The sequence below is a fragment of the Mesorhizobium sp. M7A.F.Ca.MR.176.00.0.0 genome, assembly GCF_004023165.1.
GTDB lineage: Bacteria > Pseudomonadota > Alphaproteobacteria > Rhizobiales > Rhizobiaceae > Mesorhizobium.
The window spans coordinates 1-26,039 of sequence record NZ_RZTC01000028.1; the positions used below are offsets into that span (position 1 = coordinate 1).

The window sequence follows — 26,039 nt, forward strand, 5'->3', positions numbered from 1 at the left end:
GTGGCGCCTCCTACCGCGATCCCTTCGAGCCGGATTTCTGGTCGCAGCAGGTAGCGGCGCCCGGCGCCGAAGCCAGCGCCGAGCGCACGAAGATCGAGGGCGATCCGGCCAAGCCCGGCGACAAGACCGCCGAAACGAAAGTGCTCAAAGTCAAAGCCGTGCCGCCTGTCGCGGCCTCACCGCTTGAGCCGCTGGCCAAGGACGCGACCGGCAAGCAGGCCGCGAACCCTGCCACGGCAATTGCCGGCGAGACCAAACCGGACGGCACCACGGTCGCCGACGCAGCCAAGGCAGAGCCTGAGGCGCAAAAGGCCGCCAAGCCCGACATCGGCGAGAAGGCGCCAACCGCGGCTGCCGTCAAGGCAGCTGCCGACGTCAAGCGGCAGCTGGCCGATGCCTTCAAGCCCGGCGACAAGCTGCACGACGGCGTCTCGGTCGAAGCCACCGACAAGGGGATCGTCATCTCGATCACCGATCAGCTCGACTTCGGCATGTTCGAGGTCGGCTCGGCATTGCCGAGACGCGAACTGGTGCTGGCGATGGAGAAGATCGGCCGCATCATCAACAGCCAGAAGGGCACCATCAGCATCAACGGCCACACCGATGCCCGGCCGTTCCGCGGCGACAGCTACGACAATTGGCGGCTGTCGACGGCGCGCGCGCATTCCGCCTACTACATGCTCGTGCGCGGCGGCGTCGACGAACGCCGCATCACCGAGGTCGCCGGCTTCGCCGACCGCCAGCCGAAAATAGCAGCCGATCCATTGGCGGCCGCGAACCGTCGCATCGAGATCCTGATGGCGACCGGCGAATGAAGCGAGCGGCCGTCACCCGCCGGTTGATTGGTCTGTTGCTGCTGGCCGGCGGACACCCGTCGGCCGGTTTCGCCCAGGACGCGCTGCAGCCGTATCAGCTGGTGCGCTCGCTGCAACTCATCCAGGACCGCATAGCCGCCGGCGATCATGCCGCCCTGCCGATGCAGGCCAAGCTGCTGGAGATGGCGGATGCGCGCCTGCGGGCGGCGAATGCCGAGGACTACAAGGATCCCAAGAACTTTCGAGCCCTGCTTGTCTACGGCATGAGCGGCGGCAACCCGGTGACCGTCGAAGCGGCCACGTCGCGCGCTACGACGGATCCGCAAAGCCTTGCCATCGCCAAAGGCGTGATTGATTACCTCAACGGCCGGCCCGGCGAGGCTATCGAAGCCTTGAGGCCGATCGATCCCATGGCGCTGCCTCCGGATCTCGGCGCCTTCCTCGCTTTGGTCAAAGGCTCACTGCTTGCCGGTGATCAGCCGGCGACCGCACTCCGTCTGCTCGACGAGGCAAGATTGCTCAGCCCCGGCACGCTGGTCGAGGAAGCGGCACTTCGCCGTTCGGTCGGCCTTGCAGTCGCGCAAGGCGACGCGGCACGCTTCGCCCTTGCTTCCACCCAATATGTCGAGCGCTACCTCTATTCGCCCTATGCCAGCCAGTTCGCCGACTCCTTCGTCTCCGGCGTCATCGCGCTGCACATGTCGATCAGCCAGGACAAGCTGGGCGACATCACCTCGATGATGGATCCCGAGCGCGAGAAGGTGATCTATCTGCGCATCGCCCGCCGGGCCGCGATAGACGGCCTGAATGACCTATCGGCCTTCGCTTCGGCGCGGGCGGAACAGGGCCGCGACGGCAACACCAATCAGGACGATCCACGCGCCCTGCTCTATGCCAGCCTTTCCACCGTCACCTCGGGGACAATCGAGGACGTTCGTGCCAAGCTCGGCAAGATCGACCGCAGCCGGCTGTCGGAGGGCGACCGCGCTTTGCTCGACGCCGCGCAGGCCATTGCCGGCGAGGTCGTCGCGCCGCCCACCGCCCTTCCGGCGGAAAAGCCTGCCCCAGTTCCTGCCGCCGCGGCGCAGCCGGTGCCCGAGATCGCCACGGTGCAAGGCGCCGATGACAGTGGCCTGCCACCGGTCGAAGGCGCCATCTCGGAGCAACCCGCCGTCACCGCGGCCTCCGGCGGACCAGCCGCCAATGCGCCGGACAGGGCAGCAGCGGCATCCCCCGACCCTGCGACTGTCATGCCAGCGTCGGTACCGTCACCCGCAGCCGGTCCAGAGCCCGCCGATCCGACCGATGCCGCCATGACCAGAACACGTCGACAGCTCGACCTGATCGACCAGATGCTTGGAGCCGCCCCCAAATGACCACCAGCCTCGGCTCGGCTTTGCCAGGATTTGCCTCCACGCGCGCGACGTCGGAGCAGCCGGCCGCGAACGGCAGGAACGATGACGCCGGCTTCGGCAAGATGCTGCGCGACGATGCCGGTGCTGCCCGCCCGGAACGGCAGCCGTCGACAGAGGCGGGATCGCGCGACCAGCACTGGAGCAAGCTCGCTGCCGGCCTTGCCGGGCATGACGCCAAGGCCGAACCAGCATCGGCCGAGCCCGCAAGGACCATCTCGGCCAAAGTGGCAAACGTGAAAGCCGGCAAGGACGATTTGGAAGCAAACGCGAAGGCCCACGCTGAAGAGACGGCGCCGGACGCCGAGCCGCTTCAGGACGACCTGCCGCTGCTGATCGCGTTTCATGACCTGCGGCATTTCTCGACAACGGCCAAGGCAGCCGGGGGCAATACGATGACCGGCGAGAATCCGTCGGACCCGGCGCTCGATGGGCAGGCTTCACTGCCAAAGACCTACCGGCCAAAATCCGCAGGCGGACGCGAAGCACTCGAAACCATGCCGAAGCCGGAGCAGGCGTCGATCGTCGACGGACCTTTGACGGCGCTTGACGGTCAGTCACTGAGCGCTGCCTCCAGCGCGCCAAAACGCGACGCCGCGGCGGCGGCCCAGAAGCTGCCGGACGCACCGGCCGCCGATGTGCCCGGCGTGCGGTCGAAGCACGCCGCGAATGCGATGAAGAGCATCGAGGATGTCCAGTCCTCGATGCGTCCAGAAGCGGGAAAACAGTCGCTGTCCACTGCGCGCATCGACGTCGTCTCGGAACGGAGCTTCCCCGCACCGCCGCAGAGTCCCATCAGCCAGGCAGCCCTCAATGTGATCAACGCCATAGCCGCCGACGCCGGGCCGCAAAAGGCGCTTTCAGCCTCACCCACGTCCGCCCATCTGGCCAGCTCTGTTGCCGTTCCGACACATGTGTTGAAGATCGAACTCCACCCCGCCGAACTCGGCATGGTGACGGCCAATCTTCGCCTCTCCGGGGAACAACTTTCGATTGAGCTGAAGCCTGAAACGCACGACGCTTATCGTCGGCTGTCGGCCGACAGCGAGGCCATCGTCAAGTCGCTGCGGGGGCTCGGCTTCGAGGTTGACAAGGTCACGATACTGCAACCTTCGGTAGCAGTTCCCGCTACAACCCGGGCGGATGCAACCGCTCCTATGGCGGCGGCGACAGGCCGCGATCCAGCATCCTTTCAACCGGGGAATTCGGGCAGCGGCAATGGTGGAGCCGGCGGCCAGCAACCGGGCCAGCAATCCTCAGGGAAACGCAACGATGACGCGCAGGACTACGGCCGCGGCACTTCGCCTGCTCGCGAGCGCGCTGGCGGCGATATCTTTATCTAGCGCGGCAAACGCCGCCGCAGCCGCGGCCAATCCCTGCGAGCCGGAGATCCTGCGCGCCGCCGATCGTTATGGCGTGCCCGCCGGCATCCTCTATGCCGTTGGCCTGACGGAGACTGGAAACAAGGGCAGCCTTCAACCCAATGCCTTGAATATAGAAGGAAAAGCAGTCTTTCCGAGGAGCCGAACCGAGGCCCTTGCCGCCTTCGCCAATGCCCGGCGCGAGGGCAAGACCCTGATCGATCTGGGCTGCATGCAGATCAATCACCACTACCACGCATCGCATTTTCGCAGCGTCGAGGACATGCTCGACCCACGCCAGAACGTCGACTATGCGGCGCGCTTCCTGGCCAGCCTTCATGCCCGTCACGAGACCTGGTCTATGGCCGTGGCCCGCTATCATGCCGGTCCCGACAACGACCCGGCGCAGAAGATCTATGTCTGCCGCGTCATTGCCAACATGGTCGCCACCGGCTTTGGAAAATGGACCGCGAACGCCCGCGGCTTCTGCAACCCGTAAGCGCATTTCCCGTTACTAATAGACCAACCGTACAACCCGAATTGTCGGTTTGACTTGGTCAGAACTTGCCGCCGAAAGCACATCTGGCCGCCCGCTAATGCAACCGAAACGATTCCAGACTCCCAAGAAACTAGCTACAAGAAATGACGGTTGTTCAGGATTCCCGCCAGCGGATACGCCTCTCTTCACGGGGCAAATGATTTGATTCGGAAGGCGGGGCCGATGATTGTGATCGTTGACGAGCGCGAGCTCGTAACAGAGGGATACAATTCACTTTTCGATCGTGAGGGCATCGCCTGTGCAGGCTTTGCGTCCGGCGAATTCGGTGAGTGGGTGAACTCTGCCGCGGACACCGATCTGCGCTCGGTCCGGGCCTTCCTCATCGGCGACTGCCGTGAAGGCTCCATCTCTCCGCGCCAGATCCGCGACCGCACCGGCGCCCCGGTGATTGCGCTCAGCGAACAGCATTCGCTGGAGAACACGCTCCGGTTGTTCGAGAGCGGCGTCGACGACGTCATTCGCAAGCCCGTCCATATCCGCGAGATCCTGGCCCGCATCACCGCCATCCGCCGCCGCGCCCAGGAAGACGTCGCCTACACCGAGATCGGCGCCATGCGCATCTTCATGGATGGCCGCGACCCCGAGATCGACGGTCAGCCCCTCCCCCTGCCGCGCCGTGAACGCCGCATCCTCGAATATCTGGCGAGCAATCGCGGGCGCCGTGTCACCAAGACCCAGGTTTTCAACGCCATCTACGGCATCTTCGACGAAGAGGTCGAGGAGAACGTGGTGGAAAGCCACATCAGCAAACTGCGCAAGAAGCTGCGCGAGAAGCTGGGCACCGACCCGATCGATTCCAAGCGTTTCCTCGGCTACCGGCTCGTCTTCTGATGCAGCGCCGCGCCAGCCTCGCGCAAGAAAACATGCGTAGCCTCGTAGCCAGCAGCATGGACACAGCGGAGACGTTTCGATGAGCCTCTACGGAATGATGCGGACCGGCGTTTCCGGCATGAACGCCCAGGCAAACCGCCTATCGACGGTCGCCGACAACATCGCCAATTCCGACACCACCGGCTACAAGCGCTCCTCCGCCGAATTCTCGACGCTGGTCATGCCGTCGACCGGCGGTGCCTACAATTCTGGCGGCGTCACCACGACGATCCGCCAGGCGGTCAGCGATCCGGGTGTGCTTCAGTACACGACCTCGGTTTCCGACCTTGCCGTCAGCGGCGATGGCTTCTTTGTCGTCCAGGATCCGAGCGGCACCCCCTACCTGACCCGGGCCGGCGCTTTCGTTCCCGACGGTCAGGGCAGACTGGTCAACTCGGCCGGCTTCCAGCTGATGGCGTACAGCTACGACAACGGCGTACCGGCAGCGACGGTCAATGGCTTCGAGGGGTTGGTCCCGGTTGTCATCTCCGACCAGGGAATGACCGCAACGCCGAGCACCGAGGGCAGCTATGCCGGCAACCTGCCGGCCGGCGCGACACCGGTCGCGACCGCCAACCTGCCCGCCGCCAACGCTGCGACCGCGCAATACACGTCGAAATCCTCGATGGTCGCCTACGACAATCTCGGCAACAAAAAGCTGCTCGACGTCTATTTCACCAACACCGGCGCCGGCACCTGGCAGGTGGCGGTCTTCGATCAGTCGAAGGCCACCGCTGGAACATCGTTCCCCTACACCGCTGGCGGCTTGCTGGGCTCGGCCAACCTGACCTTCGACACCACCACCGGCAAGCTCACCGGCACGCCCACCGGCGTTTCATTTACCGTGCCGAACGGCGCCACCCTCAATCTCGATCTGTCTGCGCTGACCCAGCTTGGCGCCGGCTTCACGGTTTCCGATGCCCAGGTCAACGGCAACGCGCCGAGCACCATCGACAAGGTCCAGATCAGCAAGGACGGCACCATCTACGCACAGTACAAGGACGGTTCGACCAAGCCGCTCTACAAGATTCCGCTGGCCGACGTGCAGAGCCCGGACCAGCTCACCGCGCTGCCCGGCAACGTCTATTCGCAGGGCACCGAGTCCGGCGCGGTTCGTGTCGGCTTTGCCAATGAAGGCAAACTCGGCTCCATCATCTCCGGCGCGCTCGAGAATTCCAACGTCGACATCGCCGAAGAACTGACCAACATGATCGCGGCGCAGCGCAGCTACACCGCCAATTCGAAAGTCTTCCAGACCGGTTCCGATCTGATGGACGTCCTTGTCAACCTGAAGAGATAAGACGGGCGTCGCCCGCGAAAGACCCGCATGTCACTGTCTACCGCATTGAGTATCGCCCAGTCGGCGCTTATGAACACCGCGCGACAGACAAGCGTTGTCTCGCGCAACGTCGCCGACGCCTCCAACCCGGACTATTCGCGGCGCCAGGCCGTCGTCACCAGCACGGCGCCGGGCGCGCGTTCGGTCGATATCCAGCGCGCAGCCAACGAGCTTTTGTTTCGCCAGAATCTCGGCGCGCTATCGGCTTGGAGCGGGCAGAACGCGCTCTACAGCGGCATGGATCAGCTGGGCGTCGCGGTCAATGGCGTCGACAATGCGTCCTCGCCCTCGACCGCGATCGCCAACCTGCAGCAGGCGCTGCAGCTCTACGCCACCTCGCCGTCGAACCAGAACCTCGGCGCCTCGGTCATCGACGCCGCCAAACAGGTCGTGCGCTCGCTCAACGAGGGCTCCAAGGCAGTCCAGGATTTCCGCACCCAGACCGACGGCCAGATCGCCACCGCCGTCGATGACCTGAACTCGCTGCTCAGCCAGTTCCAGGATGCCAACACGGCGGTCATGTCCGGAACCCGTTCCGGCACCGACGTTTCCGATGCGCTCGACCAGCGCGACGCGCTTTTGAAGAAGATTTCGAACTATGTCCCAGTGTCGACCTTCACACGAGGCGACAATGACATGGTCATCACCACCGGCGACGGCACGACTTTGTTCGAGACGATACCGCGCACGGTCACCTTCGCGGCGTCGGCAGGCTATACCGCGGGTGCCGCCGGCAATGCCGTTTACATCGACAACGTGCCGATCTCGGCGGGAGCCGGCGGCAACACCAGCGCCAGCGGCACGCTTGCCGGCCTGCTGCAATTGCGCGACGGCGTCGCCTCGACCATGCAGAGCCAGCTCGACGAGACCGCGCGTGGCCTGATCACCGCTTTTGCCGAGACCGCACCCTCGATGGCCAATGCCGCCGGCCTGTTCACCTGGTCGGGAGCGCCGGCCGTGCCGGCCGCCGGCACGCTGGTCACCGGCCTTGCCGCGTCCATCAGCGTCAATGCAGCGATGGACCCGAGCACCGGCGGCAACCCGACGCTGCTGCGCGACGGCGGCGCCAATGGTGCGGCCTATGTCGCCAACACGGGCGGCGGCGCGTCCTATTCCACCCTTCTGGTCGCCTATGGCGACCGGCTCGACCAGCCGATGACTTTCGACCCCGCCGCCGGCGTTTCGGCAACCTCCAGCGTATCCGACTACGCCGCCAGTTCGATCGGCTGGTTCGAGGGCGTGCGCCAGCAGGCTTCGACCGCCTCCGATGCCAAGGAAGCACTGGCATCGCGCAGCGCAGAGGCGCTGTCCAACGCGACCGGGGTCAATGTCGACCAGGAAATGTCGTTGCTGCTCGACCTCGAACACACCTACCAGGCATCGGCCCGGATGATGAAAACCGTCGACGACATGCTGACGGCCTTGCTTAACGCGGTGGGATAATTCCATGACTTCAGTCTCCTCGGCCGCAATCTCCAATGCCATGCGCTCCCAGCAGATGCGCATGCAGGCCGAACTCGTCAAAGCCACGAAGGAAGCGTCGACCGGCAGGGTCGCCGATGTCGGGCTGGCTCTCGGAGGGCGCACCGCCCAGTCCGTCACCTTCTCGCGCGATCTCGACCGGCTCAACGTCATTATCGATTCCAACGGCCTGGTCGGCGCCAGGCTTTCCTCGACACAGACCTCGCTTGGCCAGCTCTCCGGCGCCGCTCAGACCTTCCTGTCCGCCCTGACCACCGCTTCCTCAAGCGACTCGTCCAACAGCCTCACCCGGGACTCCGGCAAGGCGACCATCCAGCAGCTGACCTCGATCCTCAACACCAGCGTCAATGGTGAATATCTGTTTGCCGGCACCAACACCGACGTCAAGCCGATCAACGATTTCACGGCTGCCGGCTCTCCCGCCAAGGCTGCATTCGATACCGCTTTCCTCACCAATTTCGGTTTCACCCAGGACGACCCGGCAGCGGCCAACATCACGGCCGCCCAGATGGACGATTTCATCACCAACGATGTCGCGCCGCTGTTCACGGGCGCGGGTTGGCAGGGCGACTGGTCGAACGCCACCGACCAGCAGATCGTCAGCCGCATCGCACTCAACGAAACCACACCGACTTCGACCAGCGCCAACAGCGATGGCATTCAGAAACTCGCCATGGCCGCAGCCATGGTCAGCAGCCTGATGTCCAGCAACATCAGCCAGGCGGCGAAGAATACGGTTGTCAGCCGCTCCACCACACTGGTTGGCGAAGCGCTGAGCGGCATTGGCCAGCTTCAATCCGAGACCGGCATCGTCCAGAAGCGGGTTTCCGATGCCAACGATCGGATGAAAACGCAGGTCGACCTTTTCGAACGGCACATTCTCGATCTGGAAGCCGTCGATCCGGCGGCAGCCGCAACACGGGTCGCGGACCTGACACAGCACATCGAAACGTCTTTCGCGTTGACCGCACGCCTGCAGCAGCTCAGCCTGTTGAATTACCTGACCTGACAACGCTTAACGGAACGGTAGAGCCCCAACGATGTACCAATTCTCCTACGCCGACATCCAGAGCAACTCCGTTGCCGACGCGAAGGACCGCGAGCGGGAGCTTCTGACCCGCTCGATCGACATGCTGGCGGCGGCAGCAGCGGCCGGCCACGATTCGATGGAAGCGATCGAGGCGCTTCACTTCACCAACCGCGTCTGGACCGCCTTCGTCGAGGATCTTGGCTCCAGCGACAACGCCCTGCCCAAGGAACTGCGCGCCAACCTCATTTCCATCGGCCTGTGGCTGCTGCGCGAGGCGGAGGACATCCGTCAGGGCCGCACCAACAATTTCGAAGGGTTGATCGAGGTGTCCCAGATCATCAGGGACGGCATTCAATGACCAACACCCTGAAGATATCGCTCAAGCCGAACGAAAAGATTTACATCAACGGCGCCGTCATCCGGGTCGACCGCAAGGTCACCGTCGAATTGATGAACGACGTCCAGTTCCTGCTCGAAAGCCACGTGATCCAGGCCGACGATGCCTCGACGCCGCTCAAGCAGCTTTATTTCATCCTGCAGGTCATGCTGATGAACCCGGCCGGCGCCGCCGCCGCGCGCGACATGTTCCGCCGTTCGCTGCCGCTGCTTCTGGCAAGCTTCGAGGACACCCAGATCTGCAGCGCGCTGAAACAGATCGACCGCATGGTCGGCGAGGATCATATCTACGAGGCGCTGAAGGCGATCCGCGCGCTTTATCCGCTCGAACGCCGCGCGCTGGGTGGTAATGACGATGTTTTGGGTGCCGAGCGCCCGCTGGCCGTGGGAGCACGATACTGATGAACGTGGACATGACGACGACGATTCCGACAGGCGCCAATCAGGCCACGGCGTCGACCTCGAAGACAGCGGTCGACTACCAGTCCTTCCTGAAGCTTCTGATCGCCGAGATGAAGAACCAGGATCCGACCAAGCCGATGGATTCGACGCAATATGTCGCCCAGCTCGCCACCTTCTCTCAGGTCGAGCAGTCTGTGCAGACCAACACCAAGCTCAATCAGATCATGCAGTCCTCGGCGCTGTCGCAGGCCGACGCACTGATCGGGCGCTCGATCACCTCCGCCGACGGCCTGACCACGGGCACCGTGGCTTCGGTGCGCCTCGCCAGCAACGGTCTCATCGCCGTGCTGCAGAACGGCACCGAAGTCGCGGTCGGTCCGGGAGTCTCGGTCAAGGCAGCAAGCTGACGCTTTCGGCAGAGAGCCAGTCCCATGAATGAGGCCGACGCTCTCGACATCGTCCAGTACGCGGTGTGGACGGTGCTCGTCGCGTCCGCTCCGGTGGTGCTGGTCGCCATGGCGGTCGGCATCGGCATCGCCCTCATCCAGGCGCTGACGCAGGTACAGGAGATCACCTTGACCTTCGTGCCGAAGATCGTCGCGATCATGCTGGTGGTGGCGTTGACCGGCCCCTTCATCGGCAGCCAGATATCGGCCTTCACCAACGTCATCTTCGAGCGCATCCAGAACGGCTTCTGAGCCTGTTCCAGGATGGTGTGCCGCGGCATGCCGTTCGCAATTGTCTGAGGACAGACGCCGCCGATCCCCGCGGCACCTCCGGACCCACGGCGGACAAGGCCTGGACCGCCTCTATCCCATTGTTGGACCATGCGCTTTTTTGCCCTTTGCGGCGCCATGCCCTACTTTCGGCAAACGGTCTGCGCAAACGGATTGTCTGACGAGCAGGCACGACATGGCAGGAACCGCAAATGATTGACGAAAAGCCGGATAGCGAGAGCGTCTCAGCGCTGGCGCCCTTCCGGCATGGCATTTTCCGCGCCGTGTGGGGCGCAAGCCTCGTCTCGAATTTCGGTGGGCTGATCCAGGGTGTCGGCGCCGCCTGGATGATGACCACGATCGCCACCTCGCCCTATCAGGTGGCCCTGGTCCAGGCTTCGACCACCTTGCCGATCATGCTGTTTGCACTCGTCGCCGGCGCCATCGCCGACAGTTTCGACCGGCGCAAGGTGATGCTGGTCGCCCAGACCTTCATGCTGGTGGTGTCGGTGCTTCTGACCCTGTTCACCTATTCAGGCCTGATCACGCCATGGACGCTGCTTGCCTTCACCTTCCTGATTGACAGCGGCACCGCGCTCAACAGCCCGTCATGGCAAGCCTCCGTCGGCGATATCGTTCCCCGCAACAAGGTGCCGGCAGCCGTCGCCCTCAATTCGATGGGCTTTAACCTGACGCGCAGCGTCGGTCCGGCAATCGGCGGCATCATCGTCGCCGCGGCCGGTGCCGCGGCCGCCTTCGCGGCGAACGCAGTGAGCTATATCGGCCTGATCGTCGTGCTGGCGCGCTGGAAGCCGAACGTGCCGGTATCGACCTTGCCGCGCGAATCGCTGGGGGCCGCCATGGGCGCCGGCCTGCGCTATGTCGCCATGTCGCCCAACATCGGCAAGGTGCTGGTCAGGGGCGCTGCGTTCGGCTTCAGTGCAGGCGCTGTGCTTGCGTTGCTGCCTCTGGTGGCGCGTGATGTCGTCAAGGGCGATGCGCTGACCTATGGCATCATGCTCGGCGCCTTTGGTATCGGCGCGGTCGGCGGCGCCTTGATCAGCGTCAGGCTGCGGCAGTTGCTCTCCAGCGAGACGATGGTGCGCTGTGCTTTCGCCGGCTTCGCTGTCTGCGCCTTCAATGCCGCCGTCAGCCAGCATGCCTGGCAGACGTCGCTCGGCCTGCTTGTCGGCGGCGCCTGCTGGGTGATCGCGCTTTCGCATTTCAACGTCACGGTGCAGATGGCGACGCCGCGCTGGGTGGTCGGCCGGGTGCTGTCGGTCTACCAGACCGCGACCTTCGGCGGCATCGCGCTCGGCAGCTGGATCTGGGGTGTCGTCGCCGATGCGCACGGCGCCGAAGCCGCGCTGATCGCAGCCAGCGTCGCCATGCTGGCCGGCGGCGCCATCGGTCTTTTGCTCCCGCTACCGCAACAGCAGGTGCTCAACCTCGATCCGCTCAATCGCTTCAAGGAACCGCATTTGGCGCTTGACCTGAAGCCGCGCAGCGGTCCCATCGCCATCATGATCGAGTATGTGATCCGGCACGAGGATGAACCGGAGTTCCTCGCCATCATGGCCGAACGCGGCCGCATCCGCCGTCGTGACGGCGCCCGCAACTGGACGCTGGCGCGCGATCTCGAGAATCCCACCGTATGGATCGAGCATTATCACACGCCGACCTGGATCGAATATATCAGGCACAATGGACGCATAACCCATGCCGACGCCGTCATCGGCGAACGCGTGCGGGCCCTGCACAGCGGCGACGAACCGCCCCGCGTGCGGCGCATGATCGAACGCCCGACCACCGCCGGCACGGCTCTCGTGATGGCCAAGGGGCCGATCGAGCATTAGGGCTCCGCAATCGCGCCCCCTGCCGCAGGCACCCCGCTTGGCCTTCCCGTCACCCCTCGCCCGACAGGTCGCGGCGCGCCTTGTCGAGTTCCTCGGCATAGCGCCGCATCAGATGGCCTTCGGTCAAAAGCCCCAAGACGATGAGGTCGGTGAAATCCTCGACGACAGCGAGTTCTTCGGCGCCCGCCCGCTGGAATGTTTCCGCGGCGGCCTGCACGTTCATGCTCGGCACCAGCACCGCGTCCTTGTATTTGGCAAGATCGCGCACCGGCACCTCGCCATCGGAAGGATCGCTGTGCAGTTCGGCCACGATCAGCACGCCGACATAGTGGTCGCCCGCGTCGACGGCGATGACCCGCTGGGCAGAGCCGAGCGGCACTTGCTTGCGGAAGGCTGCCAGCGTCGTCGAGGCATAGATGGTCTTGATGTCCTTGCGCATCATCGAGCCGACTGTGAGGCTGCGCATCCAGCCAACATCGTGGGCGCTGCGGATGGTCTCGCCGCGCAGATGGAAGCGCCATGTCGAGAACGAGTAGCCGAAGGTTTCGCGCACCAGGATCGCCGACATGATCGAGGCGGCCAGCACAACGCCGGTCAGCGTCAGGTCGCGGGTCGATTCCAGCGCCAGGAAGGTCATCGTCAGCGGACCGCCGACGACACCGACGGCGAGCGACGTCATGCCGACGACGGCGGCGACGGCAGGGTCGATGCCGGTTGCCGGAGAAATAACAAGCATCACATCCGCAAACGCCTTGCCGAGCAGCGCGCCGAGGAACAGCGAGGCAAAGAACAATCCGCCGCGAAAACCCGACCCCAGCGACACCGCCGACGCCGCCAGCTTGAGCACGAAGACGCTGGCCACCACGGCCAGCCCGTAATTCATCGAGAATTCGCGATGCAGCGCGCCATGGCCGCTGGACAGCACCTGCGGGGTGATAAGACCCAGCAGCCCGACGATGACGCCGCCAATCACGGGGCGCAACGCCGCGTCGATCGACAGCCTGGCGAAACCACGTTCGATCAGTGTCACCAGATGCATGATGGCGATCGAGGCGGCACCGCCGAGCAGGCCGAGCAGCAGGAACGGCACATACTGGCTGGCGGTGAGCGCCGGCAGGCCCGAAAGCTCGAGCGGAAACGGCACGCCGCCGAACATTTCGGCGGTCAGCGAGGCTGAGATCGCGGCGGTCATGACAGGTGCGACATTGGCGACCGAGTAGATGCCGATGACCAATTCGAAGCCGTAGAAGGCGCCGGTCAGCGGTGCATCGAAGGCGGCGGCGATGGCGCCGGCCGCACCACAGCCGACCAGGATGCGGACATCGTTGCGGCGCAGCCTGAAGATGCCCGCCAGCCGCGATGCCAGCCCGGAGCCAACCTGCGTATAGCCGGCTTCCAGCCCGACCGAGGCGCCAAAACCGCTGGAGATCATCGTCTGGCCGGCGATGATGAAGGTGTCGGTCAGCGACATGCGCCCGCCATAGAGCGCATTGGCTTCGATCGGGTCGATCGGAGTGCGGAATTTCCGTATCCTGAGCCAGACCACCGTCAGCCCCAGCAGCATGCCGCCGATCGCCGGTATCAGCGCCTGCATCGGATTGGCGAGCGAGAACATGCCGGAAAGCCGGTCGCCTGGCTGAACGCCGAACAGCAGCCCGTGCAGGTCCTGCACGATCTGGCTCATCGCCGTGACCAATATGCCAGCCATCACGCCTACGACACCGGCGAGAACGACCACCACGATGCCGCGTGCCTCGAGCAGGGGCAACGACCTGATCAGCACCGCGCGCAGCCGGCGGGCGTAGACTTCGCTGTGGTTTCTGGAAAGCACCGGGGCGGCTCGCCGATATCGAAAGGCAGTGGAAAGCCAGCCTGATACGCCCGGCGGCACGGCATGGCAACCACAATGCCGACAGACACCACATTGGCGACAGCGGGCGCGATATCGATCGGCCGATGGACCGTTCAGGTCGGCATGGGCTCGCCGGCTTCATAGAGCACGAGGTTGCGCTCGCCTATGCCAAGCGCCGGCCAGCTCGCACGCCAGTCCGCAATGTGCGGCGAACGGAAATGCGCCTCGAGCGCCGTCCTGTCGCTCCAGACTTCCGTGACCCGGATGAGCCCGGCATCGAAAACATCCTGCGCATAGGAATATTCGAGACAGCCGGGCTCGGCGCGGCTGCCGGAAACCATGCGCTCCATCGCGGGCATTGCCTGTCCGAGCTTTTCCGGCGGCAAGCGGATGGTGCCAATGATCAGAAGCATGTGGTTTTCTTTCGAGAACAGGGACTATGTGTTTAGTCTAGGTCAAAAATCTGGCCTCGTTCTTCACCATCCAGCTCTTTGGTTTTATGCCATCCCAACCAAATTGGCTCTGATATCTCACCCTGCTGTATCAGCGCGTCTAGAAGCGTACGCGCAAGCCAAGACGGTTCGGGTGCGAGGGGATCATCATCGACATGACAATCGAGCCTGGAATGCGGGAAATACCCTTCCGGATGAAGCTGCGGCCGCCATGTATGAAAGCGTCCAACCCGGGTGCTAACCGATCCTCCAGCTTTGTTGCGCGATATGTGGAAAATCTCGCCGTGTTGAAACAGTCCATCTGCATCGGACACAATATAATAGTCCGAGCTTAATGTAAGTTTTGTCATCACGAAACGATATGAAGTTTGGCCGAAGCTGTCTAGGCGCGCGCTAGTCCGCGCGCAACGCCAAACCAAATCCTGGCGCTTGAAGCGTTCGGCTGAACCCCGCTGAACGCAGCGCTGAATCCAGTCTCCCACCCTCGCGCAAGCTTGGCGGGCTACCCTCACAGGGCTGTCGCGCGCTCGGCAGTCTATGGGGTTTGAGGACGATATGGCGATCAGCGAAAGCATTCAGCCCGGCGCGGTGGCCAAGAACGGCCGCGACGTCTTCTTCGCCATCGGCATCGTCATCATCCTGGCCGTGCTGTTTCTGCCGATTCCGGCCTTTCTCATCGACGTCGGCCTCGCCTTCTCGATCGCGCTTTCGGTGCTGATCCTGATGGTGGCGCTGTGGATCCAGCGGCCGCTCGATTTCTCGTCCTTCCCGACCGTGCTGCTCATCGCCACCATGCTGCGGCTGTCGCTCAACATCGCCACCACGCGCATGATCCTGTCGCACGGCAATGAGGGCACGCATGCCGCCGGCTATGTCATCGCCGGCTTCTCCAAGCTGGTGATGGCCAGCGACTTCGTCATCGGCCTGATCGTCTTCATGATCCTGATCGTGGTGAACTTCATCGTCATCACCAAGGGCGCCACGCGTATCGCCGAAGTCGGCGCGCGCTTCACCCTCGACGCCATCCCCGGCAAGCAGATGTCGATCGACGCCGACCTCTCCGCCGGGATGATCGACGACAAGACCGCGCAGCTGCGCCGCCGCGAGCTGGAAGAAGAAAGCTCCTTCTTCGGCTCGATGGACGGCGCCTCGAAGTTCGTGCGCGGCGACGCCATCGCCGGCCTCATCATCACCGCTATCAACATCGTCGGCGGCATTGCCATCGGCTACATCAGGCACGGCATGGGCATGGGCGAAGCCGCCGACGTGTTCATCAAGCTGTCGGTCGGCGACGGCCTCGTCACCCAGATCCCGGCACTGATCGTGTCGCTCGCCGCCGGCCTGCTCGTCTCCAAGGGCGGCACCCGCGGCTCGACCAACCAGGCGGTGTTCGGCCAGCTCGGTGCCCACCCGCGCGCCCTCTATGTCGCGGCATCGCTGCTGGTCCTGCTCGGCCTGATGCCCGGCCTGCCGCTGTTCCCGTTCTTTGCGCTCGCCGCCGGCATGGCCGGTCTCGGCTACGTCATCCCGATGCGCGCCAACCGCGCCGTCGCCGAAGCCGAGGCGATCAAGGATCAGGAAAAGGCGACCAAGGTCGAAGAGGAGAAGAACTCGGTCAAGGCTTCGCTCGCCACCGCCGAGATCGAGCTTTTGATCGGCAAGCAGCTGTCGACAAGGCTGCTGACGTCGCATCAGGAACTGGTTTTCCGCATGGGCAAGATGCGCAAGAAATTCGCCACCCAGTACGGCTTCGTCGTGCCGGAAGTGCGCGTCGCCGACGATTTCGCCATCCCGCCGAAGAGCTACCAGATCAAGGTGCACGGCACCGTGGTGGCCGAGTACCAGATGCGCGTCGGCGAGATCATGGTGCTGCTCGGCAACCGCGACATACCCGAGATACCGGGCGAGGAAATCCGCGAGCCGGCCTTCGGCATGCGCGCCTATTCCGTGGTCGAAGCCTTCGCCGAGGATCTGAAGCGCGAGAACTACACCTTCGCCGACAACATGTCGGTGCTGCTCACCCATCTCTCCGAGGTCATCCGCAACAACCTGCCGCAGCTTCTGTCCTACAAGGACATGAAGGCGCTGCTCGAACGCCAGGACCAGGAATACCGCAAGCTCGCCGACGAGATCTGCACCACGCACATCTCCTATCCCGGCCTGCAGGCGGTGTTGAAGCTGCTGCTGGCCGAGCGCGTCTCGATCCGCAATCTGCACCTGATCATCGAGGCGATCGCCGAGATCGCGCCGCATGTGCGCCGCACCGAGCAGATTGTCGAGCATGTCCGCATCCGCATGGCCCAGCAGATATGCGGCGACCTGTCCGAGGGCGGCGTGCTGAAAGTGCTGCGCCTCGGCAACCGCTGGGATCTCGCCTTCCACCAGAGCCTCAAGCGCGACGCCAAGGGTGAGGTGCGCGAGTTCGACATCGACCCGCGCCAGCTCGAGGAGTTCGGCCAGGACGCCACCAAGGCGATCAAGAAGTATCTGGAAGCCGGCGAGCGTTTCGTCCTCGTCACCGCGCCCGACGCCCGCCCCTATGTGCGCATGATCATCGAGCGCCTGTTCACCACACTTCCGGTGCTCAGCCATGTCGAAATCGCCAAGGGCGTCGAGATCAAGGTGCTCGGAACCATATCGTGAGCGTGCTGTCGCAAGGCGCCGTCATCGCGGCGTTCCTCGCCTTCTGCCGCATCGGCGCCTGTTTCATGCTGATGCCGGGCCTCTCCAGCGCCCGCGTCCCGGTCCAGGTCAGGTTGTTCGTGGCGGTCGCCGCCACCGGCGGCCTGCTTGCCTTTCTGTGGGACAAGATCTTTCCTTTCGTCGACCCGCGCCCGCAGATCCTTGTGCCGATGATCATCTCGGAACTTCTGGTCGGCGGCCTGATCGGCGCCATGACCAGGCTCTACATGGAAGCCCTGCGCTTCATGGGCTCGGCCATCGCCATGCTGGTCGGTTATGGCGGGACCGGCGGACCGGCGATCGAGGAGCCCGAACCCCAGGCAGCCCTTGCCGCAATCATCTCGTTCTCGGCGCTGTTGATGCTGTTCGTCTTCGATTTCGACCACGAGATAATACGCGCGCTGGTTTCCTCCTACACGGTCGCGCCGGTCAACGTCTTCTTCAACCCGCAGGCCGCCCTCGTCGACGTCACCGACACGGTGTCGGACACGTTCTTCCTGGTCATCCGCCTCGGCAGCCCGTTCGTCGCCTATGCTATTCTCGTCAATCTGACGATCGGCTTCGTCAACAAGCTGACGCCGCAGATCCCGATCTATTTCATCTCCCAGCCCTTCATCATCGCCGGCGGCATGATCATCTTCTATTTCGCCGTCGGCACCATGCTGTCGCTGTTCGTCGACGGCTTCGTCGATCTGACATTGGCGAGATAGAAATGAGCACGCGCAAGGACCGCCTCAAGAAGCTGGTCAAGGTTCAGGAACAGCTGAAGGCGCTGCACGAAACCCGCCACGCCACCTTCCTTGCGGCGGCCAGTGCCGCCGAGGCCGAGGCCAAGGAACTGGTCGGCCATTTCGACCAGGCCGATTCGCTCTCCGCCCTGTTTCCCGATCTCTACCATCGCCGCATTGCCCAGGCGGTCGTGCGCCAGGAAGCGAACCTGGCGAGCGCCAGGCAGGAAGCCAGCCTCATCGCCGCGGCGACCGCCCGCACCAATATGGTCGAGCGCGCCTACAAGGACGTACGCAACCGCGACGAACGCGAACGCTCCGACCGCGAGCGGCTGGACCTGATCACGCAGAAGCGGACGCAGGAGTAGCTGGGAGGATTGCGTGGCGCGAAGCGGACCCTCCAAGGTTCGGCTTTCCCGTAAACGCTTTACAGCCCGGTTTGGTAGCGCTACCGTTTCGGCCTAGCGTGAGCCTGGGAGGAGCCAGGGCTGTCGCTAGCGGAAGCGTTGTTCCTTCGACGACGTCGCGGGAATTTGTTGGGAGGATCGATGGCGTCTGTCGCAATTGGCGAAGTTTATAAATCATTCGGCGCTGTCGAGATCCTGCACGGGGTCAGCGTGAACATCGAGGACGGCGAGTTCGTCACTCTGGTCGGACCGTCGGGCTGCGGAAAATCAACCCTCCTCAGAATGATCGCCGGCCTGGAAAAGATTTCACGCGGCCAGATCGCGATTGGCGAACGTGTCGTCAACAACGTTGCGCCCAAGGAGCGCGACGTCGCCATGGTCTTCCAGAACTATGCGCTCTACCCACACATGACCGTTGCCGAGAACATGGCGTTCTCGCTGATGCTCAAAGGAGTTTCCAAGCCGGAGAGCGATGCCGGCGTGCGCCGCGCGGCCGAAATCCTTGGGCTGGTGCCGTTGCTGGCTCGCTATCCTCGGCAGCTTTCCGGCGGCCAACGCCAGCGCGTCGCAATGGGCCGCGCGATCGTTCGTGATCCGGCGGTCTTTCTCTTCGACGAACCGCTGTCCAATCTCGACGCCAAACTCAGGGTGCAGATGCGCGCCGAGATCAAGGAACTGCACCAGCGCCTCAAGACCACGACAGTCTACGTCACTCACGATCAAATCGAAGCCATGACCATGGCTGACAAGATCGTGGTCATGCATGACGGCATCGTCGAGCAGATAGGGCCGCCGCTGGAACTCTATGACCGGCCGAACAATCTTTTTGTCGCCAGCTTTATCGGCTCGCCGGCCATGAATTTGCTGAGGGGCGAGATCGCTACCGACGGCTCACCCTCGTTCCGCGGCGCCGGGGGGATTTCGGTCCCGTTGGCCTCGGCACTTTCCATCCGCAATGGCGAGCCTGTGGTGCTGGGAATAAGGCCCGAGCATTTGCGGCTGTCCGACGACCAGGGCATTCCGGTCACCGTCGCGGTGGTTGAACCAACCGGGTCCGAAGTGCAGCTCATCGGCCGGACAGCCGGCGGCGAAGAGATCGTCGCGAATTTCCGGGAACGACATTCCTTTACGCCGGGCGAAACCATCCGGCTTACGGCCGAGCCCAGCCTTATCCATCTCTTTCACGCAGAAACCGGACAGAGATTCCAGACACGTATCGATCAGTAGGACCACAGGCAAGGACAACAACAGGAGGAAACGAGCATGAAGTTCACCAGACGCGACGTGATCCGCACCACCGCCGGCGCGGCGGCGGGTGCCTTGGGAAGTCGGTTCATCAGCTCTCCGGCCCTTGCCCAGGACGGACTGAAATACAAACCCGAGGATGGCGCCAAGCTTAGACTGCTGCGCTGGTCGCCCTTCGTCCAGGGCGATGAGGACCAATGGCTGGCCAACACCAAACGCTTCACCGAGGCGACAGGTGTCGAGGTTCGCGTCGACAAGGAAAGCTGGGAGGACATTCGTCCCAAGGCGGCGGTCGCAGCAAATGTCGGGTCCGGCCCCGACCTGATGTTCGTCTGGTTCGATGACCCGCACCAATATCCCGACAAGCTGCACGACGTGAGCGAACTGGGCGAGTATCTCGGCTCGAAATATGGCGGCTGGCACGAGGGACCTAAGCAATATGCGACACGCGACGGGAAGTTCGTCGGCCTGCCCCTGGCCACGATCGGCAATGCCATCGTCTATCGGGAAAGCTGGGTGAAAGAGGCCGGCTTTTCGGAGTTTCCCAAGGACACGAAAGGCTTCCTGGAACTTTGCAAGGCCTTGCAAGCGAAGGGACATCCTGCCGGCTTCACGCATGGCCATGGCGTCGGTGACGGCAACAACTATGCTCATTGGCTGCTGTGGAGCCATGGCGGCCAGATGGTCGACGAGAGTGGCAAGGTAACGATCAACAGCCCCGAGACCCTCAAGGCGATCGAATACGCGCAGGAACTCTACAAGACCTTCATTCCAGGCACCGAAAGCTGGCTCGACGTCAACAACAACCGCGCCTTCCTGGCCGGCGAACTGGGGGTGATCGCCAATGGAATTTCTGCCTACAACACGGCCAAGATCAACAAGGACAAAGATCCAAAGCTGGCTGAAATCGCCAAGGACATACGCACGACCAACCTGCCCATCGGTCCTGTCGGCAAATCCGTCGAATTGTTCCAGGTGACCACGGCTGTCATCTTCAATTACACGCCCTACCCTAACGCGGCTAAGGCGTATTTGCAGTTCATGTTCGAGGAACCGCAAATGAAGGACTGGATCACCTCCTCGGCCGGATATTGCTGCCAGACACTGAAGGCATTCGACAACAACCCCGTGTGGACTGCCGATCCCAACAACGCCGCTTACGCCAAGGCTTCGGCTACTCTGCGGCCTAACGGCTATGCCGGGCCGCTCGGCTATGCCTCGGCGGCAACCATGGCCGACTACGTGCTGGTCGACATGTTCGCCAAAGCGGTGACCGGCCAGGCCACGCCGCAAGAGGCAATGGAAGAGGCCGAGAAGCGGGCAAATCGCTATTATCGCGTTTGAGCCGGCTCAGCCGGGCAGCGCGGCTGCCCGGCTGGCTTCGGATTGCGTCGCGGCCGATCCGGCCTATCAATGAGACCTCAGCAGGAGCCAACCCATGGCCGTGCCGTCAGCTGCTATCCAGCCGCGACCTTCGATCTTCTCACGGATTCTGTCGCGCTGGAGCGAAAGCAGGAACGCACTTGGCTTCGGCTTCATGCTTCCGGCGGCTGCACTGCTGCTTGTCTTCCTGACCTATCCGCTGGGGCTCGGCGTCTGGCTCGGCTTCACCGATGCCCGCATCGGCCGCCCCGGCATCTTCATCGGCGTCGAAAACTATGAATATCTGTGGAGCGACGCCGTCTTCTGGCTCTCCGTCTTCAACACCTTGCTCTACACGATCAGCGCCTCGATCCTGAAATTCGCGCTCGGCCTCTGGCTGGCGCTCATCCTCAACCAGAACCTTCCCTTCAAATCGTTCTTCCGCGCGATTGTCCTGCTGCCGTGGGTGGTGCCGACGGTGCTCTCGGCCATCGCCTTCTGGTGGATCTACGATTCGCAGTTCTCCATCCTGTCGTGGGCTCTCATGGAAATGGGACTGATCGATCACCGCATCAATTTCCTTGGCGATCCGGAGAACGCGCGCGCCTCGGTGATCGCTGCCAATGTCTGGCGCGGCATTCCTTTCGTGGCCATCACGCTGCTGGCCGGCCTGCAGACGATTCCCCAATCGCTTTACGAGGCCGCGACGCTCGACGGCGCCAGCCGTTGGCAGTTGTTCCGCTATGTGACGCTGCCGCTGCTGACGCCGATCATCGCCATCACCATGACCTTTTCGGTCCTGTTCACCTTCACCGATTTCCAGTTGATCTATGTGCTGACTCGCGGCGGACCGGTGAATGCCACCCATCTGATGGCGACGCTCTCGTTCCAGCGCGGCATTTCCGGCGGCCAGCTTGGCGAGGGAGCCGCGATCGCGGTGGCGATGATCCCGTTCCTGCTAGCGGCGATCCTTTTCAGCTATTTCGGGCTGCAACGTCGTAAATGGCAGCAGGGCGGTGGAGACTGACATGGCCGCGATCGAAACGAACAATCGTCCGAACACGGATGAAGGCGGCATGGGCTATCTCCAGAGCCTGCCCCGGCGCGTGGTCACCGTTTATCTGCCGCTCCTGATATTCGTCATCGTGCTGCTGTTCCCGTTCTACTGGATGACGATCACGGCGGTGAAACCCAATCTCGAGATGACGGATTATGCCAATTTCAACCCGTTCTGGGTCGTCCATCCGACGCTCGAGCATATTCGGTATCTGCTCTTCGACACGTCCTATCCGGGTTGGCTTCTCAACACGATCATCATCTCGACCGCCTCAACTTTCCTGTCGCTGCTGGCAGCGGTGTTCGCTGCCTATGCGATCGAGCGCTTGAGGTTTTCCGGGGCGCGGCAGGTCGGCTTGGCGATCTTCTTGGCCTATCTCGTGCCGCCCTCGATTCTGTTCATTCCACTGTCGGTAATGGTGTTCAACCTCGGCCTTTACGATACGCCGTTCGCACTGATCCTCACCTATCCGACCTTCCTCATTCCATTCTGCACGTGGCTCTTGATGGGCTACTTCCGCTCGATACCCTTCGAACTGGAAGAATGCGCGCTGATCGACGGCGCGAGCCGCTGGCAAATCCTGACCAAGATAGTTCTGCCGCTGTCGGTGCCCGGCCTGATCTCCGCCGGCATCTTCGCTTTCACCCTGTCATGGAACGAGTTCATCTACGCCTTGACCTTCATCCAGTCGTCCGAAAACAAGACCGTGCCGGTCGGCGTGCTTACCGAGCTCGTACGTTCGGATGTCTATGAATGGGGAGCCCTGATGGCAGGCGCGCTGATCGGCTCCCTGCCGGTGGTGGTGCTCTATTCATTCTTTGTCGAGCACTACGTCTCCTCGATGACGGGGGCGGTCAAGGAGTGAAGCTGAGGCGGAAATCCCACCCTCGGCGGACCATCGAAGCAAGCTCGTGGGTGCCAAGCTGATCGTCAGCTTCCGGCCAAAGGCGACGATGGAAAAATCTGCCCGATGGCGCGAAGCCGGCAGCTTCGATCCGATCCGCGCACTCCGCTCCCTCTCCTTCCCGCAAGCCTGCCACAAGCTTGTTGAGGCATGGTCTGGCTTAGGAAAACCGGTAAAAGGCGGACTTTCTTGGCGATTTCTCCACCCAGCGACATCGTTATGGATGTGGCCCGAGCCGTCGACCCGGCGGATATCGAGACCGCCCGCGCCGCGCTGGCAAAGCGGGCCGGCGGCGCTGCGGGCACGTTTTCGCTCGACACCGCCCCTTCGGTCGATGCCGGCTCGATCCTGTCGCTCGCCACCGCCGACAAGGCCGCCGCTACAACCGACCCGGCCAACAAATTCAAGAAGTTCGAGGCGATGGTGCTGCAGACCTTCATCCAGAACATGCTGCCAAAGGACACCGAGGGCGTCTACGGCAAGGGCCTGGCCGGCGACATGTGGAAATCGCAGCTTGCCGAGCGGGTGGCCGACGTGATGGCCGAACGCGGCGGCATCGGCATCGCCAAGTCGATGCTTGCCGACCACTATCTCGAAGGCAAGCGCGTGGTTCCGGTCGGTCCGGTCTCGGGCGGGTTGGAAAAGACCGAGATCGACCAGCAAAACAGCCTGTCGACCTCGCTGGTCCACCAATTGCAGCGCAAGGCTGCGGGGTCGATGACCGGTGACGAGACGACCATAAAAACAAACATCAAGATCTAAACTGGGAAACGCCATGGCCGACTTTTCAGAATCCACCCCCAATCTGCCAGCACGCACGACCGCGTCGGAAGCGCCGATCCCGTTCGCGCGGCCCGGCAACCTCGCCGCCATCATCGGTCGCATCGAGGAAGTGGTCGAGGAAGAGACCGCCGGCATCCGCAACGCGACCAACTATGATCTCAAGGCATCGAACGCCCGCAAGAGCCGCTACCTCTACGAGTTGACGCGCGCCATGAAGGGCGGCAGCGAAGCCGAATTCCTCGAACAGCACCGCGAGGGCCTGACCCGGCTGCGCCAGAAGCTGGCGAAGAACGAAGCGGCGATCCTGGCGCATCTCAGCGCGGTCAACGAAGTCGCCAGCCTGCTGCGGCACGCCATCCAGCGCGCCGAGACCGACGGCACCTACTCCGCCGGCGAGTTCGGCTGGACGAAGGCATGATGCCGAACACGAGCGACACTTGGGAGATACTGCCGAAGCAACGGCGCAGTGCCGCGTCGCCTTCACAAGGGACTGATCAAGGGACTGACAAGAGCCGATGATCAAGGTCATCGCCATCGCCGTCTGGATCTGCGCAGCAACTCTCGGCGCAGTATTCTATTCGTTTCAGGCGGCCGGCGAGCGCGGTGTCGGCGAAACGCCGAAGCCGATGCTGGGCGGTCTCGACTACGTCAAGACCGACATCATTTCGGTGCCGCTGATCCGCGATTCTGAGATCGGCGGCTATTTCCTGACCAAGCTCGTCTACACCGTCGAACCCGAGCAGATAAAGAAGCTGTCCATTCCGGCCGAAGCGCTGATCACCGACCAGGTCTATTCCTACCTCTATTCCAATCCGCAGATCGACTTCACCAACAAGGCGACCATCGATCTCGATGCCTTCCGCGCCGCAATCCGCGATACCGTCAACGCGCGTGTCGGCGCGCCCTTGGTGCATGAGGTTCTGATCGACCAGGTCAATTTCCTGTCGAAGGACGAAATCCGCGACAACTGGCTGCGTCGCAAGAAAAGCGAGACGGCGAGCGAAATGACCAAGGCGTTCAAGGAACACTGAGTTGCCCCGGCTCGGAGTCCCGGCCTCATCGGGGCTCACCTGCCGCGACGGCAGGAACCAACCGCCCGAATTCGCGTTGACGTAAACGTCAACCCAAAGCTATATGCGGCAGCGACCGTGATCGCGAACCGCGGCATGGGCTTCGGCTGGATCGAAGCGCCGTTGCGAGACAGATGCAACCAGACAAGGAGAATAGCGTGAGCGTTCAGGAGATTGCCGAGAAGATCAAGTCGCGGGTAGCCAGCAGCGGGTTCGATCGTTCCGTGAAATTCGACACCGGCAGCGACGGCGTCATCGTTATCGACGGCGCAACCGTCTCGAACACCGATGCACCCACCGACTGCACCATCAAGCTCTCGCTCGACGATCTGGATTCGCTGATCGCTGGCGACCTGAACCCGACGATGGCGTTCATGACCGGCAAGATAAAGGTCGAAGGCGACATGACCGTCGCCATGGCGCTCAGCCAGCTGATTGGCTGAAGGCATCCAGCCGCCTAAGGCGGCACCCACCAAGCGCAAAAAAACGCCGCCTTTTCGGGCGGCGTTTTTGCATGAAATGCTGCCGGCTTCGTGTCAGGCCGCCGATATCAGTTCCTGCGCCTTCAGCTTGCGGCCGGCCGCCTTCAGCGTGCCGTGCACGCCGTCAAGCGCGCCTTCCACCAGTTCCAGCGCCAGCAGGCGGTGCCGCTCATAGGGTCCTGGCATGGCAAGTGAACCGGTCTTCTCGGCCGAGAAGCCGAAGCGCGCGTAATAGGGCGCATCGCCGACCAAAAGGATAGCGGCATGGCCGAGACGCGCCGCTTCGGCGATGGCATGGCGCATCAGCGCCGAGCCGATGCCGGCATTCTTGAGCGACGGGTCGACGGCAAGCGGGCCAAGCAGCAGCACGGCCGCACCGCCCTCGCCCAGCCTGACATCCCACAGCCGCACGGTGCCGGCCACGCCGCCCGAAGCATCGCGGGCGACGAAGGCCAGGCCTTCCGAGGGCCGCCGGCCACGCCGCAGCTTCTCCGACGACTTTTTCCTGCGCTTCGGCCCCATGGCCCGATCGAGCAACGCCTCGCGCGCCGCAACATCGGCGGCGGTTTCGGCGACCATCACAGAGGCCGGTGCGTGGCCCCCAATTTCAACTGGCATTTCCATTTCAACTGACATTTCCATTTCCGCAATCCCTGGCGAGCGGAGATCTGTTCCACAGGCGAGCCCGGGTGGACGACACGCGCCCACCGGGGATGATCTGATCGGCTCTCTCAGCGCATTTTTAGGCGAAGTTGTGTCCGGTTCGCCGTCCGAAAA

At 63.2% G+C, this 26,039-nt stretch carries 27 protein-coding genes; 24 read left to right on the plus strand and 3 right to left on the minus strand.

All coding sequences use genetic code 11. From position 1 onward, the window contains the following. The 13 genes from EOB59_RS11935 to EOB59_RS11995 all read left to right on the plus strand — a co-directional run. On the plus strand, positions 1 to 815 hold an 815-nt coding region (locus EOB59_RS11935), incomplete at its 5' end, for an OmpA family protein (protein ID WP_164895634.1). After that, positions 812 to 2,191 carry a chemotaxis protein MotC gene (locus EOB59_RS11940; RefSeq protein ID WP_127809416.1) on the plus strand — a complete coding sequence of 460 codons (1,380 nt, stop codon included), beginning with the start codon at positions 812 to 814 and terminating at the stop codon, positions 2,189 to 2,191. The genes EOB59_RS11935 and EOB59_RS11940, both read left to right, overlap by 4 nt. 272 nt (positions 2,192 to 2,463) lie before the next feature. Next, positions 2,464 to 3,570, plus strand: coding sequence for a flagellar hook-length control protein FliK (locus tag EOB59_RS11945; protein ID WP_245486601.1), 1,107 nt, complete (start codon positions 2,464 to 2,466; stop codon positions 3,568 to 3,570). Beyond that, on the plus strand, positions 3,500 to 4,087 hold the full coding sequence (locus EOB59_RS11950; protein WP_050592657.1) for a transglycosylase SLT domain-containing protein: 588 nt from the start codon (positions 3,500 to 3,502) through the stop codon (positions 4,085 to 4,087). The genes EOB59_RS11945 and EOB59_RS11950 overlap by 71 nt, the downstream gene beginning before the upstream one ends. 222 nt (positions 4,088 to 4,309) lie before the next feature. Beyond that, positions 4,310 to 4,978 carry a response regulator transcription factor gene (locus EOB59_RS11955; RefSeq protein WP_013529780.1) on the plus strand — a complete coding sequence of 223 codons (669 nt, stop codon included), beginning with the start codon at positions 4,310 to 4,312 and terminating at the stop codon, positions 4,976 to 4,978. Positions 4,979 to 5,057: 79 nt separating this feature from the next. Then, the gene (locus EOB59_RS11960; RefSeq protein WP_127322241.1) at positions 5,058 to 6,317 is read left to right on the plus strand and encodes a flagellar hook protein FlgE; all 1,260 of its coding nucleotides are present in this window, start codon (positions 5,058 to 5,060) and stop codon (positions 6,315 to 6,317) included. 27 nt (positions 6,318 to 6,344) lie between these two features. Continuing rightward, a complete protein-coding gene (gene flgK, locus EOB59_RS11965; RefSeq protein ID WP_127271695.1) occupies positions 6,345 to 7,799 on the plus strand; it encodes a flagellar hook-associated protein FlgK in 1,455 nt (484 codons plus the stop codon). A gap of 4 nt (positions 7,800 to 7,803) precedes the next feature. Further along, a complete protein-coding gene (locus tag EOB59_RS11970) occupies positions 7,804 to 8,847 on the plus strand; it encodes a flagellar hook-associated family protein (protein ID WP_127269451.1) in 1,044 nt (347 codons plus the stop codon). 31 nt (positions 8,848 to 8,878) lie between these two features. Next, entirely contained in the window at positions 8,879 to 9,226 is a 348-nt protein-coding gene (gene flaF / locus EOB59_RS11975) for a flagellar biosynthesis regulator FlaF (RefSeq protein WP_023810018.1), read from the plus strand. After that, positions 9,223 to 9,666 (plus strand): flagellar biosynthesis repressor FlbT, encoded by a 444-nt coding sequence (gene flbT / locus EOB59_RS11980; RefSeq protein WP_027038236.1) that lies wholly within the window; start codon positions 9,223 to 9,225, stop codon positions 9,664 to 9,666. Before flaF ends, flbT begins: the two co-directional genes overlap by 4 nt. Continuing rightward, on the plus strand, positions 9,666 to 10,073 hold the full coding sequence (flgD, locus tag EOB59_RS11985; RefSeq protein ID WP_013529774.1) for a flagellar hook assembly protein FlgD: 408 nt from the start codon (positions 9,666 to 9,668) through the stop codon (positions 10,071 to 10,073). The genes flbT and flgD overlap by 1 nt, the downstream gene beginning before the upstream one ends. A gap of 24 nt (positions 10,074 to 10,097) precedes the next feature. Then, on the plus strand, positions 10,098 to 10,364 hold the full coding sequence (gene fliQ, locus EOB59_RS11990; RefSeq protein ID WP_023810020.1) for a flagellar biosynthesis protein FliQ: 267 nt from the start codon (positions 10,098 to 10,100) through the stop codon (positions 10,362 to 10,364). 230 nt (positions 10,365 to 10,594) lie between these two features. Then, positions 10,595 to 12,238: an MFS transporter gene (locus tag EOB59_RS11995; RefSeq protein ID WP_127322571.1), complete on the plus strand. Its 1,644-nt coding sequence runs from the start codon at positions 10,595 to 10,597 to the stop codon at positions 12,236 to 12,238. A 49-nt stretch (positions 12,239 to 12,287) separates the two neighbouring features. Here EOB59_RS11995 and EOB59_RS12000 read toward each other — a convergent pair whose 3' ends face one another. Both EOB59_RS12000 and EOB59_RS12005 read right to left on the minus strand, forming a co-directional pair. Next, a complete protein-coding gene (locus EOB59_RS12000) occupies positions 12,288 to 14,069 on the minus strand; it encodes a chloride channel protein (RefSeq protein WP_128288426.1) in 1,782 nt (593 codons plus the stop codon). A gap of 134 nt (positions 14,070 to 14,203) precedes the next feature. Next, a complete protein-coding gene (locus EOB59_RS12005) occupies positions 14,204 to 14,503 on the minus strand; it encodes a putative quinol monooxygenase (protein WP_128288427.1) in 300 nt (99 codons plus the stop codon). Between the two features lie 594 nt (positions 14,504 to 15,097). Here EOB59_RS12005 and flhA point away from each other — a divergent pair. The 11 genes from flhA (at position 15,098) to EOB59_RS12065 (ending at position 25,223) form a co-directional block, all read left to right on the plus strand. Continuing rightward, positions 15,098 to 17,185 carry a flagellar biosynthesis protein FlhA gene (gene flhA / locus EOB59_RS12015; RefSeq protein ID WP_127269778.1) on the plus strand — a complete coding sequence of 696 codons (2,088 nt, stop codon included), beginning with the start codon at positions 15,098 to 15,100 and terminating at the stop codon, positions 17,183 to 17,185. Then, positions 17,182 to 17,934, plus strand: a complete 753-nt coding sequence (gene fliR, locus EOB59_RS12020; protein ID WP_128288429.1) for a flagellar biosynthetic protein FliR — start codon at positions 17,182 to 17,184, stop codon at positions 17,932 to 17,934. The genes flhA and fliR overlap by 4 nt, the downstream gene beginning before the upstream one ends. A 2-nt stretch (positions 17,935 to 17,936) precedes the next feature. Next, positions 17,937 to 18,320 (plus strand): hypothetical protein, encoded by a 384-nt coding sequence (locus EOB59_RS12025; RefSeq protein WP_127271285.1) that lies wholly within the window; start codon positions 17,937 to 17,939, stop codon positions 18,318 to 18,320. A 180-nt stretch (positions 18,321 to 18,500) separates the two neighbouring features. After that, positions 18,501 to 19,586: a sn-glycerol-3-phosphate ABC transporter ATP-binding protein UgpC gene (ugpC, locus tag EOB59_RS12030; RefSeq protein ID WP_127271287.1), complete on the plus strand. Its 1,086-nt coding sequence runs from the start codon at positions 18,501 to 18,503 to the stop codon at positions 19,584 to 19,586. 36 nt (positions 19,587 to 19,622) lie between these two features. Then, positions 19,623 to 20,948, plus strand: a complete 1,326-nt coding sequence (locus tag EOB59_RS12035; RefSeq protein ID WP_027038230.1) for an ABC transporter substrate-binding protein — start codon at positions 19,623 to 19,625, stop codon at positions 20,946 to 20,948. Between the two features lie 94 nt (positions 20,949 to 21,042). Then, positions 21,043 to 21,993, plus strand: coding sequence for a sugar ABC transporter permease (locus tag EOB59_RS12040; RefSeq protein WP_127271702.1), 951 nt, complete (start codon positions 21,043 to 21,045; stop codon positions 21,991 to 21,993). Between the two features lies 1 nt (position 21,994). Continuing rightward, on the plus strand, positions 21,995 to 22,888 hold the full coding sequence (locus tag EOB59_RS12045; protein ID WP_127396336.1) for a carbohydrate ABC transporter permease: 894 nt from the start codon (positions 21,995 to 21,997) through the stop codon (positions 22,886 to 22,888). 189 nt (positions 22,889 to 23,077) lie between these two features. Further along, positions 23,078 to 23,689 carry a rod-binding protein gene (locus EOB59_RS12050; RefSeq protein WP_164895635.1) on the plus strand — a complete coding sequence of 204 codons (612 nt, stop codon included), beginning with the start codon at positions 23,078 to 23,080 and terminating at the stop codon, positions 23,687 to 23,689. Positions 23,690 to 23,702: 13 nt separating this feature from the next. Further along, positions 23,703 to 24,128, plus strand: coding sequence for a hypothetical protein (locus EOB59_RS12055; RefSeq protein ID WP_128288430.1), 426 nt, complete (start codon positions 23,703 to 23,705; stop codon positions 24,126 to 24,128). A 97-nt stretch (positions 24,129 to 24,225) separates the two neighbouring features. Next, complete coding sequence (locus tag EOB59_RS12060; RefSeq protein WP_127270032.1) at positions 24,226 to 24,741, plus strand: hypothetical protein; 516 nt, start codon at positions 24,226 to 24,228, stop codon at positions 24,739 to 24,741. A gap of 197 nt (positions 24,742 to 24,938) precedes the next feature. Further along, on the plus strand, positions 24,939 to 25,223 hold the full coding sequence (locus tag EOB59_RS12065) for an SCP2 sterol-binding domain-containing protein (RefSeq protein WP_013529756.1): 285 nt from the start codon (positions 24,939 to 24,941) through the stop codon (positions 25,221 to 25,223). A 93-nt stretch (positions 25,224 to 25,316) separates the two neighbouring features. Here the strand turns inward: EOB59_RS12065 and EOB59_RS12070 are convergent, their stop codons facing one another. Continuing rightward, complete coding sequence (locus EOB59_RS12070) at positions 25,317 to 25,886, minus strand: N-acetyltransferase (protein WP_127270036.1); 570 nt, start codon at positions 25,884 to 25,886, stop codon at positions 25,317 to 25,319. Positions 25,887 to 26,039: the final 153 nt, after the last annotated feature.

Excerpts from the sequence above, each read along its gene's own strand:
- EOB59_RS12055 (WP_128288430.1), top strand. The coding sequence starts at position 23,703 with ATGGCCGACTTTTCAGAATCCACCCCCAATCTGCCAGCACGCACGACC.
- EOB59_RS11940 (WP_127809416.1), top strand. The coding sequence starts at position 812 with ATGAAGCGAGCGGCCGTCACCCGCCGGTTGATTGGTCTGTTGCTGCTG.
- EOB59_RS11995 (WP_127322571.1), top strand. The coding sequence starts at position 10,595 with ATGATTGACGAAAAGCCGGATAGCGAGAGCGTCTCAGCGCTGGCGCCC.
- flgK (WP_127271695.1), top strand. The coding sequence starts at position 6,345 with ATGTCACTGTCTACCGCATTGAGTATCGCCCAGTCGGCGCTTATGAAC.
- EOB59_RS11960 (WP_127322241.1), top strand. The coding sequence starts at position 5,058 with ATGAGCCTCTACGGAATGATGCGGACCGGCGTTTCCGGCATGAACGCC.
- EOB59_RS12045 (WP_127396336.1), top strand. The coding sequence starts at position 21,995 with ATGGCCGCGATCGAAACGAACAATCGTCCGAACACGGATGAAGGCGGC.
- EOB59_RS12040 (WP_127271702.1), top strand. The coding sequence starts at position 21,043 with ATGGCCGTGCCGTCAGCTGCTATCCAGCCGCGACCTTCGATCTTCTCA.
- flaF (WP_023810018.1), top strand. The coding sequence starts at position 8,879 with ATGTACCAATTCTCCTACGCCGACATCCAGAGCAACTCCGTTGCCGAC.
- EOB59_RS11950 (WP_050592657.1), top strand. The coding sequence starts at position 3,500 with ATGACGCGCAGGACTACGGCCGCGGCACTTCGCCTGCTCGCGAGCGCG.
- flhA (WP_127269778.1), top strand. The coding sequence starts at position 15,098 with ATGGCGATCAGCGAAAGCATTCAGCCCGGCGCGGTGGCCAAGAACGGC.
- EOB59_RS12035 (WP_027038230.1), top strand. The coding sequence starts at position 19,623 with ATGAAGTTCACCAGACGCGACGTGATCCGCACCACCGCCGGCGCGGCG.
- EOB59_RS11970 (WP_127269451.1), top strand. The coding sequence starts at position 7,804 with ATGACTTCAGTCTCCTCGGCCGCAATCTCCAATGCCATGCGCTCCCAG.
- EOB59_RS11955 (WP_013529780.1), top strand. The coding sequence starts at position 4,310 with ATGATTGTGATCGTTGACGAGCGCGAGCTCGTAACAGAGGGATACAAT.
- fliQ (WP_023810020.1), top strand. The coding sequence starts at position 10,098 with ATGAATGAGGCCGACGCTCTCGACATCGTCCAGTACGCGGTGTGGACG.
- flbT (WP_027038236.1), top strand. The coding sequence starts at position 9,223 with ATGACCAACACCCTGAAGATATCGCTCAAGCCGAACGAAAAGATTTAC.
- EOB59_RS12005 (WP_128288427.1), bottom strand. The coding sequence starts at position 14,503 with ATGCTTCTGATCATTGGCACCATCCGCTTGCCGCCGGAAAAGCTCGGA.
- EOB59_RS12050 (WP_164895635.1), top strand. The coding sequence starts at position 23,078 with ATGGTCTGGCTTAGGAAAACCGGTAAAAGGCGGACTTTCTTGGCGATT.
- EOB59_RS12070 (WP_127270036.1), bottom strand. The coding sequence starts at position 25,886 with ATGGAAATGCCAGTTGAAATTGGGGGCCACGCACCGGCCTCTGTGATG.
- EOB59_RS12025 (WP_127271285.1), top strand. The coding sequence starts at position 17,937 with ATGAGCACGCGCAAGGACCGCCTCAAGAAGCTGGTCAAGGTTCAGGAA.
- EOB59_RS12060 (WP_127270032.1), top strand. The coding sequence starts at position 24,226 with ATGATCAAGGTCATCGCCATCGCCGTCTGGATCTGCGCAGCAACTCTC.
- flgD (WP_013529774.1), top strand. The coding sequence starts at position 9,666 with ATGAACGTGGACATGACGACGACGATTCCGACAGGCGCCAATCAGGCC.
- ugpC (WP_127271287.1), top strand. The coding sequence starts at position 18,501 with ATGGCGTCTGTCGCAATTGGCGAAGTTTATAAATCATTCGGCGCTGTC.